This window comes from Paraburkholderia sp. BL10I2N1, assembly GCF_004361815.1.
GTDB lineage: Bacteria > Pseudomonadota > Gammaproteobacteria > Burkholderiales > Burkholderiaceae > Paraburkholderia.
The window spans coordinates 2,650,196-2,665,413 of sequence record NZ_SNWA01000001.1 but is presented as its reverse complement, the minus strand read 5'-3'; the positions used below and the strand labels follow the sequence as shown (position 1 = coordinate 2,665,413).

Genomic DNA, 15,218 nt, shown 5'->3' with positions numbered 1-15,218 from the left:
CTCGCTCCACGCAAAAAGCGCCGATACATGCGGCGCTTTTTGCATTCGGCGCGACTTTCAGTCGCCCCCGGAACGCCAACGTAGACGCGCCCGGAACAGTGCGCGTCGCACTGAACGGGGCGGGGCACAGCACCGCGCCCGCCTGTTCAAGCCGCTGTTACGGCGCGCTCGCCGCAATCTTCGGCGTGCTTACCTGCACATCGCCGCATTGCGCGCGGTGACGCAGCGCGTGGTCCATCAAGACTAGCGCGAGCATCGCTTCCGCGATCGGCGTCGCACGAATTCCCACGCATGGATCATGGCGGCCAAAAGTTTCGACGATTGCCGGCTGACCGGCCTTGTCGATCGAGCGGCGCGGCGTGCGGATGCTCGACGTTGGCTTGATTGCGATCGATACAGTCACATCCTGCCCCGTCGAAATGCCGCCCAGCACACCGCCCGCGTGATTGCCAACGAAGCCTTCCGGCGTCAGTTCGTCGCCATGCACCGAGCCGCGTTGCGCGACGCTCGCGAAGCCCGCGCCGATTTCAACGCCTTTCACCGCGTTGATGCCCATCATCGCGTGCGCGATGTCGGCGTCGAGACGGTCGAAAAGCGGCTCGCCGAGTCCGACCGGCACGCCCGACGCCACCACGTTGATACGCGCGCCGATCGAGTCGCCCTCCTTGCGCAGCGCGTCCATGTACGCCTCGAGCTTCGGCACGATATCCATGTTCGGCGCAAAGAACGGGTTCTCGCGCACATGCGACCAGTCGACGAACGGCACCTCGATCTCGCCCAGGGCGCTCATGTAACCACGGACTTCCGTGCCGAAGCGTTCGCGCAACCACTTCTTCGCCACCGCCCCCGCCGCGACGGCCGGCGCAGTCAGACGCGCCGATGAACGGCCACCGCCCCGATAATCGCGAATGCCGTACTTCTGCCAGTACGTGTAGTCGGCGTGGCCCGGGCGGAACGTATCGGCGATGTTGCCGTAGTCCTTGCTGCGCTGGTCAGTATTGCGGATCAGAAGCGCGATCGGCGCGCCAGTGGTCTTGCCTTCGAACACGCCCGACAGGATTTCGACCTTGTCTTCTTCCTGACGCTGCGTGACGTGACGCGACGTGCCGGGCTTGCGGCGGTCGAGTTCAAACTGGATGTCATCGATGCCAAGTTCCATGCCCGGTGGGCAGCCGTCGATCACGCAGCCGATAGCGGGGCCGTGCGACTCGCCAAATGTCGTGACTGTGAAAAGCGTGCCGAGGGTATTGCCGGACATGAGCGTCGTCCAAAGAAATGCGGGGAAGCCGCTATTATGCCAGCCCAACCACCGCTGCGCGCCCTTCGGACGCGGCGCCACAAGCCGCCTCAGCGCGCCTCGCCGCTATTTGCGCGCACCACGCAGTTCCGTGACGATCCGCTGCAGACCCTCCGGCGTCACCGTCGCCGGATCGAGCGGCTCGCCGACAGCCAGCGTCAGCCGGCTCATCATGCCCTTTTGCAGCGGTCGCGGCAGGTAGACGTCTTCGTGCCGCGAAAACACGCTGCCCCACAAACCACATAGCGCCATCGGCAAAACCGGCGCCGGCGTACGGCGGATGATCTCCGTCACGCCGTGGCGAAACGGGTTCAACTCGCCGGTCGTCGTCAGCTTGCCCTCGGGAAAGATGCACACGAGTTCACCCTCGGCCAGCGCCTGTGCGCACGTATCGTAGGCGCGCGCGAGCATGTCGGCATTCTCGTGGGCTGGCGCGATCGGAATCGCCTTCGCCTGACGGAACAACCATCCGGCAAACGGCGACCGGAAGATACGGTAGTCCATCACGAAGCGGATCGGCCGCGGACTCTCAGCCATGATGACGGCTGCATCCACATAGCTCACGTGATTGCACACGAGGACGGCCGCTCCCTCCTGCGGGATACGTTCCGCGTGCACAAGACGGATCCGGTAGAACGTATGCACCAGCAGCCACGCAATGAAACGCAGCAGGAACTCGGGCACAAGCGAATAGATGTAGGTCGCGACGACGATATTGAGCAACGCCGTCACGAGGAAAATGCCTGGAATGCTGACGCCCGCTGCGGTCAAACCCACCGCCATCAGTGCAGACACGATCATGAACAGCGAATTCAGAATATTGTTCGCCGCGATGATTCGGGCCCGATGGCTCGGCTGACTGCGGCTCTGGATCAATGCATAGAGCGGCACGCTGTAGAAGCCGCCGAACATCGCGAGCAGAAACAGATCGGCGAGAACACGCCAGTGCGAGGGAATCGCGATGAACTCCCCGACCGTCAGCAGATGTACGGCCGGTGGCAGCCTATGGCTTGCGAAGTAGAGATCGATCGCGAACAGGCTCATGCCGATCGAGCCGAGCGGCACCAGCCCGATTTCGATGCGACGCTTCGACAGCCGTTCGCAGAGCAGTGAGCCGATACCGATACCGATCGAGAAGGTGCCAAGCAACACAGTCACGACATCCGGATCAGCCGACAGCACGTTCTTCGCAAAGCTGAAGAACGACGATAGAAACGTCGCGCCGACGAACCACAGCCACGAAATCCCGAGCAGACTCAGAAACACCGTGCGATTCTCGCGGGCGAGCTTCAGATTGCGCCACGTCTCGCTAACGGGATTCCAGTTGATGGCCAGATCAGGCTGCGGCGCGGCAGAAGGGGGCACAAACCCTGACACGCCCCGCCCGATGAGAGCGATCGCCACGCAGCAGGCCGCCAGCACGATCGCCCCATGCTCGACGAAACCAGCCGCTGCACCGCCCAGAATCGTCCCCAGGAGGATCGCGACGAACGTGCCCATCTCGACCATGCCGTTGCCGCCAACCAGTTCCTCTTTCGACAGATGCTGCGGCAGATACGCATATTTGACAGGACCGAAGAGCGTCGAATGCACGCCCATCAGAAAAGTGCACAGATAGAGCAGCGGCGCGCTATGCAGCAGAAAGCCTGTGCCACCGACCAGCATCACGCCGACTTCGAAGGTCTTCACGAAGCGCGTCAGCATCGCCTTGTCGTACTTGTCGGCGAACTGCCCGGAAGTTGCCGAAAACAGCACGAACGGCAGGATAAAGACAGCCGAGATCAGGAACGCTGCCGTCTTCGCATCGACACCGGAAAAGCGCGCTGCCTGGTACGTCACCAGCGACGTGAAGCCGATCTTGAACACGTTGTCATTCATTGCGCCCAGAAACTGCGTCCAGAAGAACGGCGCGAAGCGGCGCTCGCGCAGCAGGCGAAACTGCGACTCGTGCGGCGTGCCGGAGCGGCCAGCGCGGCGGGTGGCGGGTAACGGTCGATCGCTCATGAAGGCTGGGAACTCCAGGAATTGGATGACGGTGCGACAGGTGTTATGCGGCACTTTGCGCCGCAGACGGACATAAAAAAAGCGCACGCTTTCGCGCGCGCCTTCTCTTCATACACCACATGCGTGGCAGCCCCAAGGCGAACGCGGGAACCCGCGCCGGCCTGCTGACGGATCCAGACAGCCCCTGGCAGCCCGATTAGCGCGCCTGTTCCTGCTCCTGCTCCGGCCAGTCACGGATATAGGCCTTGAGCATGCGGTTTTCGAAACCCTGCTCTTCCACCACCGCCTTCGCGACGTCGTAGAACGAAATCACGCCCATCAGCGTGCGGCTATCCATCACCGGCAGATAGCGAACGTGGTGCTCGAGCATCATGCGGCGCACCTCGTTCACATCCGTCTCGGGTGTGCAGGTGAGCGGATGGTCGTCCATGACCTTGCGGATTGTCGATGTACCGACACTGCCGCCGTTACGGCTGAGCGTCAGAAGAATCTCGCGAAATGTCAGCATGCCGACCAGATCGCCGTATTCCATCACGACGAGCGAACCGATGTCGTGATCGGCCATCGTGTTGACGGCCTCGTGCACCGTCGTATCGGGGGTGACGGTGAAAAGGGTGTTGCCCTTGACCTTGAGGATGTCGCTGACTCGCATGATTGTCTCCTGTGATGCTGGTAGAGCCTGTTGACTTTCGATCCTAGCGGAAAGGTGTGCAAAAGGAAAGCGGACACCGCACCCCCAGCGCTGCCGCAAAAGCCGGCCCAACGGGCTCCTGCGGTGAAAAAGGGCCGCGAAACGGCCCGCCCCGGTGATACGATGGCCTCCACCTTCACCCTTCGCCGGGCCCTTTTGTGGCTCCGCCGCTCACGATGTCCGCCAACCGTTTCGATACGCTTGCGCTGCATGCCGGCGCCGCTCCCGACCCCACGACCGGCGCCCGCGCGACGCCGATCTACCAGACCACCTCGTTCTCGTTCCGGGACACCGATCACGCGGCGTCGCTGTTCAACATGGAGCGCGCCGGCCACATCTACTCGCGCATATCGAACCCGACCGTCGCCGTGTTCGAGGAGCGCGTCGCCGCGCTGGAAAACGGCGCGGGCGCAATCGGCACCGCCAGCGGCCAGGCCGCGCTGCACCTTGCGATCGCCACGCTGATGGGCGCCGGCGCGCACATTGTCGCGTCGGGCGCGCTATACGGCGGGTCGCACAATCTGCTGAACTACACGCTGCGGCGCTTCGGCATCGAGACGACCTTCGTCAAACCCGGCGACCTCGCCGCCTGGCGCGCCGCGCTGCGCCCCAATACGCGGCTGCTGTTCGGTGAGACCCTTGGTAATCCGGGGCTCGACGTGCTCGATATCGAAGCCGTCGCGCAGATCGCACACGGGCACCGTGTGCCCCTCCTCATCGATTCGACCTTCACCACGCCCTGGCTGCTCAAGCCGTTCGACCACGGCGCCGACCTGGTGTACCACTCGGCGACCAAGTTCCTCGGTGGGCACGGCACGACGATAGGCGGCGTGCTCGTCGACGGTGGTACTTTCGACTTCGAGGCGTCAGGCCGCTTCCCTGAATTTACCGAGCCCTATGAGGGTTTTCACGGGATGGTATTCGCCGAGGAAAGCACAGTTGCCCCCTTTCTTCTGCGCGCCCGCCGCGAAGGCCTGCGCGACTTCGGCGCGTGCCTCCATCCGCAGGCGGCATGGCAGTTGTTGCAGGGTATCGAGACGCTGCCGCTACGCATGGAACGCCACGTTGCAAACACGCGCAAGGTGGTCGAGTTTCTCGCAAGCCATGCCGCGGTGGAATCCGTGGCGTATCCCGAACTGGCATCGCATCCCGATCACGCACTCGCCAAACGCCTGCTGCCCCGCGGCGCAGGCGCTGTGTTCAGCTTCAACCTGCGCGGCGACCGGACCGCCGGCCTGCGCTTCATCGAAACGTTGTCGCTGTTCTCGCACCTGGCGAACGTCGGCGACGCGCGCTCGCTGGTCATCCACCCCGCATCGACCACGCATTTCCGCATGGACGCCGCAGCGCTCGCCGCCGCCGGTATCACGGAAGGCACGATCCGGCTCTCGATCGGCCTCGAGGATCCCGACGACCTGATCGACGATCTCAAGCGCGCGCTCAAGACATCGCAAAAGACCCCTGGCGCGTCAGCGAGCCATCCTGACGCCCACGGCCCGCGCAAGGAGTCCACATGATCGTCGACGTCCATGGCGTTGCCGCCTACGCCTATACCGGTGGCAAACCGTTCGACCAGACGCTGCCAGGCGCCGTATTCATCCACGGCGCCGAGCACGACCACAGTGTGTGGGCCCTGCAGACGCGTTATTTCGCGCACCACGGCTTCAGCGTGCTGGCGGTCGACCTGCCCGGTCACCATCGCAGCGCCGGGCCGGCGTTGCGCGATATCGCAGCCATGGCCGACTGGCTGGCGGCGTTGCTCGATGCCGTGGGCGTCGCGCGCGCGTTCGTCGCCGGTCACAGCATGGGCTCGCTCGTGGCGCTCGATTTTGCCGCCCGCTACCCGGCCCGCGCGAGCCACCTCGCATTGGTCGCGACCGCCGTACCCATGTCCGTGTCCGACGCCCTGCTCGATGCGGCGCTCAAACGCGAGCCAGAGGCGATCGGCATGGTCAACCAGTGGTCACATTCGACCCTTGCCGCGAAGCCATCCTGCCCAGGCCCCGGCTTCTGGCTGCACGGCATGAACCAGCGCCTGATGGAGCGCGTTTCGGCAACAGGTGAACCGAACCTGTTTCACACGGACTTCATGGCCTGCAATGCGTATGCGCAAGGCGTAGAACGCGCGGCCCAGGTACGCTGCCCGGTGCGGTTGATTGTCGGCCGTCGCGACGCGATGACTCCGCCGCGCGCCGCAAAAGCGCTCGAAAAGGCATTCGCGCAGGCAGGTGTGGCCGTTGACACTGTCGCACTGGACGCCGGCCACGCGCTCATGGCTGAACAGCCGGACGCAACCCTGGATGCGCTCTTTGCCTTTGCCTCGCAGCCATCGATAACCCTTTAGTCCCTTGCAGCAGTCTTCAAGATACCGAAATGCGGCAGCGCACACCATCGGCCGGATGGCCAGGTTGCGCGGGCCGGTCGATAGCAGCACAATGATTCAAGCCCGCCCCTGGTTGAAGTACGGCTTCGCGCAGTCCGGCGCTGCGCAGGTCAAGCATGCAGGAACGGCTGGCTGAAAAGGCAGAAACGGAGGTCATGATGGCGCATACCACTCACAGCGATCACTTCGCGAGCTTCGCTGAGTTCTATCCGTTCTATCTGGAAGAGCATCGCAACCGCGTATCGCGTCGGCTGCATTTTGTCGGGTCGCTAGGCGTGATCGGCTTCCTCGCGATGGCGCTCGCCACGGGTGACTGGTTATGGCTGCCGGCGGCAGTCGTTTGCGGTTACGGATTTGCGTGGGTCGGGCACTTCTTCTTCGAGAAGAATCGTCCCGCTACCTTCAGGCATCCGATCTACAGCCTGATGGGCGACTGGGTCATGTTCAAGGACATCTGCGTAGGGAAGATCTCTCTGTAACTGCGCGCACGCGTGGATCGTTAGCGACAGATCCGGGAAATTGGGCAGCCTTCAGGGGTTGTGAAAGATCTTCCGGATTACAGAAAGCGCTGAGGAGCCGGACAGACCACCTTCGCGCCACTGCAGCCGCGGCCTTCTCAGCCTGTCGATTCCTCAAGCCGTCTGATGCGGCATCGACTGACGTCGCTGCGCGTCCTCCGCGGCATGTGCGGCGCGCGCAGCCGCCCGCGCCGCCAGCAGTGTCGAAAGCGAAACACCCAGCTTGTCGTTATCCAGCGCGGCAAGCAACGACGCACCGTCGATCCGCGCCGAATCGAGGTTGAGCTGGTACGCGAGTTCCTGGCGATCGATCACAAACATGTCGAAAAGCCGCTCGACCGCGATCTGCGCCGGGTTCGCAATCAGCAGGAAACGCGGCCGCCCTTCGTTGTCTTCGAGGCGCGCGATCCATTCGAGATCTTCCAGCCGCTGGATCAACCGGGTCGTCGTGCCCATGTCGCGGCGAAGCATCCGTGCGAGTTCCTGCATGGTGTAGCCGGGCTTGCCCGCATCGCGGGCCTCGGACAGGCATCCCAGCAGTTCAAGCGCATCGAGCAGGTCGCTGCCGGGGAACTGCGGCCGGTGGAACTGGCCAATCCGGATCTCGGGCAACGCCGATGTGATCATCGCGCCCGCCAGTGTGATTACCCAGCTCAGATACACCCACAGCAGAAACATCGGCATGGCGGCGAACGCGCCATATACGGCGGTATAGGTCGGAATACGGCGGAAGAAATAACCGAAGCCGCGCTTGGCCAGCTCGAACGCGACCGCGGCGCACACGCCGCCGATCACCGCATCGCGCCATTCCACCCGGCAGTTCGGCAGGTAGACATACAACATCGTGAAGGCGAGCGTAGTAAGCGGGAAGGCCGCGCCAGTCAGCGCCCATTCGATCACGGCCGGAATGTGATCGGCACCGGTATACGCCATCGACTGCGTGAAGAGATACGACGAGATAGACAGACTGAAGCCGATCATCAAGGGGCTCAGCGTGAGAATCGCCCAGTAGACCAGCACGCGCTGCGCGAACGGCCGCCCCTTGCGCACGCGCCAGATCACGTTGAACGCGGATTCGACCGTCATCATCGTCATCACCGACGTGACGAAAAGGATGATCATGCCCATCGTCGTCAGGCCTTTGGCCTTGGCGGTGAACTCGTCTAGATAGCGGAAAATCTGGTCATTGATCTGTGGCGGCATCAGGTGCTCGGCGAGGAATCCCTGCAGCGACATCTGGAACGACGCGAAAATCGGAAAGGCGGTGAACAGCGCGAACGCGACTGTCGCAAGCGGGACCACCGCAAGCAAGGTGGTGAACGTAAGACTGCCGGCCACCTGAGCTATGCGATCTTCGCTGCTGCGTTCAGCGGCAAACTGCGCGAGACGTTTGAGCGTATCGAGGTCAAGACGCACCCTGGACAACAAACCGGCCTCCTTCATCTTCGTGTACCGCCCGCCACGCAACGTGCGCACCGACCGAACCCCTATAATACCCGCTCACCGATGAGGCTTATGAAAGACATTCTCGTGCTTTACTACAGCCGGCATGGCGCTACGCGCGAACTCGCGCTGGCGATCGCGCACGGCGTCGACAGCGTACCTGGCATGCAGGCGCGGGTGCGTACTGTGCCACCCGTTTCGACGGTCTGCGAAGCCACGCAACCGGATATTCCGGCCGAAGGTCCGCCCTACGCCGAACTGCGCGATCTCGAGGAATGCGCGGGTCTCGCGCTGGGTTCGCCGACGCGCTTTGGCAATATGGCGGCATCGCTCAAATACTTCCTCGACGGCACCACGCCGCAGTGGCTCTCGGGCGCGCTCGCGGGCAAGCCGGCCTGCGTGTTCACGTCGACGGGCAGCCTGCACGGCGGGCAGGAATCGACCCTGTTGTCGATGATGCTGCCGCTGCTCCATCACGGCATGATGATCATCGGCATCCCCTACACAGAAAGCACGCTCACCACGACGCAAACCGGCGGTACGCCCTATGGCGCATCGCACTTCGCGCGTGCCGGAACAGCGGAGCAAGGCATCTCCGCAGACGAAAAAACGCTGGCGATCGCCCTCGGCACGCGTATCGCGCGCGCGGCCTCGATGATGGGTGACCGGCCGTGAGCGCGCCTCGTCCCGCTTCACCGGAGCCAGGCGGGTCGTCCGCCATGCCGGCGGTCGCTGCACGCAGGGGCTTCGCCGTTGGCACGTCGATCGCGTTGATTGCGCTGATCGCGCTGTCGGTTGCGTGGGAATGGTGGCTCGCGCCGCTGCGCCCGGGCGGCTCGGCACTCGTGCTCAAAATCGTGCCATTGCTGCTCGCGCTCCCTGGCGTCGTGCGCCGCAGCGTGTACACGCTGCAATGGGCGTCGATGCTGGTGCTGCTCTATCTCGCAGAAGGCATCGTGCGCGGCATGACCGACCGCGGACTGAGCGCCACGCTCGGCTGGTTCGAAGCGATACTCGCGACGGTTTTCTTTGTCTGCGCGCTAAGCTATGTCGCGCCATTCAAACGCGCGGCAAAGCGCGCGAAAAAGGCAGCAGCTTAAGCCGAAAACGCGGCCGGCACACCTAGGCTCCCGGACCTCGCAAACGCACAAACATCACCGCATCACCAGGGCACGGCTCAAAAAGAGCGAGGCAGCACACGGCGCCCCGAAACACATCCAGACCGACCATCATGACTCAACCCGCCACATCGTCCCCCTCGCCGTCCCGTTTCCTCGCAGCCTGCATCGAAGTCATCGGCGCCACGCATGTCCTGACCGACCCGCACGACACCGCGCCCTACCTCACCGACTGGCGCCGTCGCTATACCGGCCTGGCGCGTGCCGTGCTGTGTCCGTCGACGGCCGACGAAGTTGCCGCGCTCGTGAAGCTCGCGGTCATTCATCGCGTCGCACTCGTGCCGCAGGGCGGCAACACCGGGCTGGCTGGCGGCGCAACGCCGGACGCGAGCGGCGCGCAGGTGGTGCTGAGCCTGCGGCGTCTGAACCGCGTCCGCGATATCGATCCGCACAACAATACGATCACGGTCGAGGCGGGCGTCGTGCTGGCCGACGTCCAGACTCGCGCGCAAGAGGCAGGCCGGCTGTTTCCGCTCAGCCTCGCCGCCGAAGGCAGCTGCACGATCGGCGGCAACCTCGCGACGAATGCGGGCGGCACGGGCGTGCTGCGCTATGGCAACACGCGCGAGCTGTGCCTCGGCCTGGAAGTCGTAACGCCGCAGGGCGATCTCTGGGACGGCCTGCGCGGCTTGCGCAAGGACAACACCGGTTTCGATCTGCGCGACCTGTTCATCGGTGCGGAAGGCACGCTCGGCATCATTACCGCGGCCGTGATGAAACTGCATCCGCAGCCGGCCGCCCGCGTAACCGCGCTTGCGGCGCTCGCGTCGCCCCATGCGGCGCTCGATTTCCTCGCGCTTACCCAGCGCTTTGCCGGACCGCTTCTGACCGGCTTCGAACTGATGTCGGACTTCTGCCTGCGGCTGGTCGGCCGGCATTTCGCGCAGATGCGTTATCCGTTTGCCGAGCCGCACTCGCAGGTTGTGCTCCTCGAGCTGTCGGACAGCGAGAGCGAGGAGCACGCACGCGCGCTCTTCGAACGTCTGATGGAAACCGCGCTCGAAGAAGGCCTCGTCGAAGACGCCGTGGTCGCGGAAAATCTCGCGCAGTCGCAGGCGTTCTGGAATCTGCGCGAACACATTCCGCTCGCGCAGGCTGAAGAAGGTCTGAACATCAAGCACGACATCGCGGTGCCGATCTCGCGCATCGGCCATTTCATCGACGAAACCGACGCCGCCATCGCGGCAGCCGTGCCGGGCGCGCGGATGGTCACGTTCGGTCACCTCGGCGACGGCAATCTGCACTACAACGTGCAGGCGCCGGAAGGCGTCGATGCGAAGGCGTTTCTCGAACAGCACCAGTCATCGATCAACCAGCTCGTCTATGACAGCGTGCATCGGCATCGCGGCAGCATCAGCGCCGAACATGGCCTCGGACAGCTGAAAATCGACGAAGCGATGCACTACAAGCAACCCGTCGAAGTCCAGCTGATGCGCACGCTCAAGGCCGCGCTCGATCCGCTCAATCTGATGAACCCCGGCAAGGTGCTACGCTAAAGGTTCAACGCCGGCACATCCCGCCGGGCGCAGGAGTCGTCACGTGAAGATTCGCGTTTTGTCCGATCTGCATCTCGAAAGCGAAGAGCCCGAGGTCATTCCGCACGCCGATGCGGATCTCGTCGTGCTGGCCGGCGACATCCACAATCATGCACAGGGGCTGCGCTGGGCCGCCGAGACCTTCGACGGCAACGTGCCCGTCGTCTATGTGCCGGGCAACCACGAGTATTACGATGGTGAGTTCGGCGCGCTCGAAGCGGCGATGCACGATGCGGCCAGCTCGGTCGACAACGTGCATTTCCTGAACAACGCATCGCTCGTCGATCCGGCGGGGCAGTGGCGCGTGCTAGGCACGACGTTGTGGACGAACTTCGAGCTTTTTGGCGCCGATGAAAAAGCCCGCAACGAATCGATCGAAGCGGCCCGGCGCGTGATGCTGGACTTCCGCGGCCTGATCCAGGTTGCGTGGCCTCCTGCCGTCGGCGCCGACGGCCCGGCCGCCCACCAGCGCGACTTCACACCCGCCGACTCGCTCGCCCTTCATCGCAGCGCGCGAGCATGGCTCGAAGCGGAGCTGGCAAAACCGTTTGCAGGAAAGACGATCGTCGTGACCCATCATGCGCCGCACCGGCTGAGCCTGGCTGAACGCTACGCCGATGATCTCGTATCGGCGGGCTTCATCAGCGATCTGCCGACGCTCGTGCGGTCACCCGTTGCGCTGTGGATTCATGGCCACACGCACACGCCGTTCGATTACACGGTGAACGGTACGCACGTGGTGTGCAATCCGCGCGGCTATGTCGACCGCCGCACGAGGCGGCCGGAAAATCCGGGCTTCGCGTGGGACAAAGTGGTGGAAATCTGAAGCAGCAACGTCGGATTCGGGAAGCCGGCAAGGCTACTGCCTGAAGAGGAACTGGCCGGTGCAATGACCGGTCGTGAGCATCGCTTGATTCAACGTCAGCGCCAGAGGGGATGAACAAGCGGATGCCCCGCCCGCATGCCGGTCATTTCTCGGATATCGCAGTGGCCCCGGCGCTGAGCGACAAGTGCGCAGCAGTGGCGCTGCTGAACGCTCCGAAGACTGCGCAGATTGTGCAACACTTACTGCAGATCGACCCTATCGGAACGAACTGGCCGCGATACACGGACACGTACGAGTTGAGACTGGGCTCGCAGGCTGCGTAACAGTTCGCGCGAGGCGGCGATTCCAATCAGTCCAAGCATGACGGCAACGCCGACGAGCAGATGCGTATCCATGAATTCCTCTTCGTGCGGGAGCGACGTCGGCGGACGACGCAGATCGAGTCAATCAGTCCAGTCCCCACACGTTAGCAAATCGACCGGCGCGAAGAAGTAAGGAAATGTTGCGACGCGACAAGTCTGTAACCGGTCGAAACGGGCCGGACGCGTGCCCTGTCAGCGCCCCTCCCTACACCGTGAGTGGCCCGAACCGTGTTCAGGTACGCGCGAAGCGCCGCAACTCGGCCTGATCGGTTGCGAGCGTGGACGGCAGTTCGTCGCGCAGGAACTCGACCCACGTGCGGATCTTCGCGTCCAGATACTGGCGCGACGCATAGAGTGCATACACGTTCATCTCCTGCGACGTGTATTCGGGCAGGATCCACACAAGCCCGCCACTGCGCAGCCAGCTGATCGCCGAATAAATCGGAATCAATCCAACCCCCATTCCCTCGCGGACTGCCACGGCCATCGCCTCCGCCACGTTCACGGTAAACGTCGAGGCCCCCAGTTCGACGGACTCCGTGCCGTTCGGGCCATCGAAAATCCATTCGTGCGCCGGGAAGATCGGCGTCACCATGTGCAGACAGGTGTGGTGGTTCAGATCACTCGGCACCTTCGGGACGCCGTGCCGTTCAAGATAGGCCGGCGAAGCGCACGCGATGCTGAAGGCGCTGCCGAGGCGCTGGGACACGAGGCCGGAATCCGGCAGGCCAGTCGCAAGCGTCAGCGACACGTCATAGCCTTCGTCGAGCAGATCGGGCATGCGCTGCGCGAGCGTCAGTTCAACCTGCACTTCCGGATAGCGCTGCTGGTAGCGGCCGACAGCCGGCACCACGTAATGCTGGCCAAAACTGGTCATCGCGTGCACTTTCAGCTTGCCGGACGGGCGGGCGTGCGCGTCGCTCGCCTCTGCCTCCGCCTGTTCGACATAAGCCAGAATCTGCTCGCAGCGCTGCAGATAGCGCTCACCGGCCTCCGTCAGCGCAATGCGGCGCGTCGTGCGGTTCAAAAGACGTGTGCGCAGATGCGCTTCCAGATCGGAAACCGCGCGCGAACAATAGGCCGTCGTCGTATTGAGATGCTGCGCGGCGCCCGTAAAGCTGCCCGCTTCCACCACGCGGGCAAATACACGCATATTTTGGAGCGTATCCATAGCTATCCCTCTTCAGACCGGACGAATTGTTGCATAAATTGCAAGGGCAATTATCTCAAAGTCCGTAAGAATGCGTTGCATCCTTACTGGTTATTCAGTAATCGCTCAAAAAATATAATGGCGCACAGTGTTCTATAGCCAATCAAGGAGCAAATCGTGCAGTCTCCGGTGAAGAAAGGGGTCGTCGCGCTTGCGGTTCTTACGATCTCATTAACAATAGCCGGCTGCGCCAATACCGGAGGCATCGCGCCGCAATCCAGGGGGCTCGACCCGTCCGCGCTCGACGCCGGCGCGGCGATCCGCGCGGCCAACGCCGACGCGAAGTGGCCCGCTGATGAATGGTGGCGCGCCTATAACGATCCGCAGCTCGACGCATGGATCGCCGCCGCGCAGGCGGGCAATCCGACCCTTGCGGGGGCCCGGGCGCGCGTGCGCGAAGCGCAGTCGATGGCTGGCGTAGCCGCGTCGGCGCTCTCGCCGCAGGTGAAGGGCGATCTGTCGCTGCAACGCCAGCACTGGCCCGACAACGTGTATTACGGCCCGGGCCCGCTCGCCGACGCGACGACCTGGAACAACACCGGCACGATTGGCCTCTCTTACAACCTCGATCTGTGGGGCCGCGACAAGAACAACGCCGAACGCGCGCTCGACGTCGCCCATGCGACGGCTGCCGACGCGCGCGCCGCGCAGCTCGAACTCGAAGCGAATGTCGTGCGCGCCTATGTGCAGATGTCGATGAACTACGCGCTGCTCGACATCGCGAAGTCGACGCTCGAGCAACAGCACCAGATCCTCGACCTCGCAGAGCGGCGTCTGAAGGGCGGCCTCGGCACGCAGCTCGAGGTGAGCCAGGCGCAAACGCCGCTGCCGGAATACGAACGGCAGATCGACGCAATCGAGGAATCGATCGCGCTGGGCCGCAACCAGCTGGCCGCGCTGGCCGGCAAGGGGCCGGGTGCAGGCGAATCGATCACGCGGCCGACGCTGTCGCTGTCGGCTCCGGCCGGTCTGCCGTCGGAGCTGCCGGCCGAACTGATCGGCCACCGGCCCGACATCGTCGCGGCCCGCTGGACCGTCGCCGCGCAGGCGCGCGGTATCGACGTCGCGAAAGCCGACTTCTATCCGAACATCAACCTGCTGATGTCCCTCGGCGGCTTCGCGGCGGCGGGTCCGATGTTCCAGTTCCTGCATGCGGCAAACGGCGGCTGGACCGCGGGTCCGGCGCTGTCGCTGCCGATCTTCGACGGCGGCCGGTTGCGCTCGCAGCTCGGTGTGGCGTCGGCGGGCTACGATCAGGCGGTGGAGCGCTATAACCAGACGATCATCGGCGCGCTGAAGGATATTTCCGACCAGGTGGTACGCACGCGCTCGCTCGAAACCCAGGCGCAGGATGCCCAGCGCTCCGTCGATGCGGCGCGCAAGAACTATGAACTGTCCGCGGAAGGATACCGCCGCGGCCTCACCGACTACCTGAATGTGCTGATCGCGCAGACCCAGTATCTGCATGCCCAGGAAGGCGTCGCACGAATCCAGGCCGAGCGGCTCGGCGTGCGGGCGTCGCTCGTGACGGCGCTGGGCGGCGGCGTCATCGAGCCGGCCGATGGCCCGACCGACAAGGAGGTTCTGCCAGCGCACGGGCGGGGCAAGGCGGCGACGGGTCCCAAAGCAGCGTCAGAGGCCTCCGCAACGGTCACTGACGCGAGCGGTATGGCTCGCGGTACTGCAGGCGCTGGCGGCACGCCCACCGTGTCGTCCACATCCATCGCTACCGCGCCGGCTGGCGTGGCGGTGCAGAAGTAAGCGCGGAGCC

At 64.0% G+C, this 15,218-nt stretch carries 14 protein-coding genes; 8 read left to right on the top strand and 6 right to left on the bottom strand.

Going from position 1 to position 15,218, the window contains the following annotated elements; all coding sequences use genetic code 11:
- Positions 1 to 157: 157 nt before the first annotated feature.
- The 3 genes from aroC to B0G77_RS12495 form a co-directional block, all read right to left on the bottom strand.
- Positions 158 to 1,258, bottom strand: a complete 1,101-nt coding sequence (aroC, locus tag B0G77_RS12505; protein ID WP_133662413.1) for a chorismate synthase — start codon at positions 1,256 to 1,258, stop codon at positions 158 to 160.
- Positions 1,259 to 1,363: 105 nt separating this feature from the next.
- On the bottom strand, positions 1,364 to 3,301 hold the full coding sequence (locus tag B0G77_RS12500) for an MFS transporter (protein ID WP_133662412.1): 1,938 nt from the start codon (positions 3,299 to 3,301) through the stop codon (positions 1,364 to 1,366).
- A 196-nt stretch (positions 3,302 to 3,497) separates the two neighbouring features.
- Entirely contained in the window at positions 3,498 to 3,953 is a 456-nt protein-coding gene (locus B0G77_RS12495) for a CBS domain-containing protein (RefSeq protein ID WP_133662411.1), read from the bottom strand.
- A 215-nt stretch (positions 3,954 to 4,168) separates the two neighbouring features.
- On the opposite strand from B0G77_RS12495, the gene B0G77_RS12490 reads away from it, so the two are divergent.
- The 3 genes from B0G77_RS12490 (at position 4,169) to B0G77_RS12480 (ending at position 6,854) form a co-directional block, all read left to right on the top strand.
- Complete coding sequence (locus B0G77_RS12490; RefSeq protein WP_133662410.1) at positions 4,169 to 5,509, top strand: O-acetylhomoserine aminocarboxypropyltransferase; 1,341 nt, start codon at positions 4,169 to 4,171, stop codon at positions 5,507 to 5,509.
- Complete coding sequence (locus B0G77_RS12485) at positions 5,506 to 6,336, top strand: alpha/beta hydrolase (RefSeq protein WP_133662409.1); 831 nt, start codon at positions 5,506 to 5,508, stop codon at positions 6,334 to 6,336. The genes B0G77_RS12490 and B0G77_RS12485 overlap by 4 nt, the downstream gene beginning before the upstream one ends.
- A gap of 197 nt (positions 6,337 to 6,533) precedes the next feature.
- Positions 6,534 to 6,854: an Mpo1-like protein gene (locus B0G77_RS12480; protein WP_133662408.1), complete on the top strand. Its 321-nt coding sequence runs from the start codon at positions 6,534 to 6,536 to the stop codon at positions 6,852 to 6,854.
- Between the two features lie 153 nt (positions 6,855 to 7,007).
- On the opposite strand, the gene B0G77_RS12475 is transcribed toward B0G77_RS12480, so the two are convergent.
- A complete protein-coding gene (locus B0G77_RS12475; protein WP_208116462.1) occupies positions 7,008 to 8,336 on the bottom strand; it encodes a YihY family inner membrane protein in 1,329 nt (442 codons plus the stop codon).
- A gap of 72 nt (positions 8,337 to 8,408) precedes the next feature.
- Here B0G77_RS12475 and wrbA point away from each other — a divergent pair, with 72 nt between their 5' ends.
- From wrbA to B0G77_RS12455, 4 genes are all read left to right on the top strand, one after another.
- The gene (gene wrbA, locus B0G77_RS12470) at positions 8,409 to 9,011 is read left to right on the top strand and encodes an NAD(P)H:quinone oxidoreductase (RefSeq protein WP_133662407.1); all 603 of its coding nucleotides are present in this window, start codon (positions 8,409 to 8,411) and stop codon (positions 9,009 to 9,011) included.
- A gap of 44 nt (positions 9,012 to 9,055) precedes the next feature.
- Complete coding sequence (locus B0G77_RS12465; RefSeq protein ID WP_133664120.1) at positions 9,056 to 9,436, top strand: DUF2069 domain-containing protein; 381 nt, start codon at positions 9,056 to 9,058, stop codon at positions 9,434 to 9,436.
- A 131-nt stretch (positions 9,437 to 9,567) separates the two neighbouring features.
- Positions 9,568 to 11,010: an FAD-binding oxidoreductase gene (locus B0G77_RS12460; protein WP_133662406.1), complete on the top strand. Its 1,443-nt coding sequence runs from the start codon at positions 9,568 to 9,570 to the stop codon at positions 11,008 to 11,010.
- Between the two features lie 43 nt (positions 11,011 to 11,053).
- Positions 11,054 to 11,875: a metallophosphoesterase gene (locus B0G77_RS12455; RefSeq protein ID WP_133662405.1), complete on the top strand. Its 822-nt coding sequence runs from the start codon at positions 11,054 to 11,056 to the stop codon at positions 11,873 to 11,875.
- A gap of 239 nt (positions 11,876 to 12,114) precedes the next feature.
- On the opposite strand, the gene B0G77_RS43185 is transcribed toward B0G77_RS12455, so the two are convergent.
- Both B0G77_RS43185 and B0G77_RS12450 read right to left on the bottom strand, forming a co-directional pair.
- On the bottom strand, positions 12,115 to 12,270 hold the full coding sequence (locus B0G77_RS43185) for a hypothetical protein (RefSeq protein WP_166656149.1): 156 nt from the start codon (positions 12,268 to 12,270) through the stop codon (positions 12,115 to 12,117).
- A 199-nt stretch (positions 12,271 to 12,469) separates the two neighbouring features.
- Complete coding sequence (locus B0G77_RS12450; protein WP_133662404.1) at positions 12,470 to 13,408, bottom strand: LysR family transcriptional regulator; 939 nt, start codon at positions 13,406 to 13,408, stop codon at positions 12,470 to 12,472.
- Positions 13,409 to 13,564: 156 nt separating this feature from the next.
- Here B0G77_RS12450 and B0G77_RS12445 point away from each other — a divergent pair, with 156 nt between their 5' ends.
- Positions 13,565 to 15,208 carry an efflux transporter outer membrane subunit gene (locus B0G77_RS12445; RefSeq protein ID WP_133662403.1) on the top strand — a complete coding sequence of 548 codons (1,644 nt, stop codon included), beginning with the start codon at positions 13,565 to 13,567 and terminating at the stop codon, positions 15,206 to 15,208.
- Positions 15,209 to 15,218 lie beyond the last annotated feature (10 nt).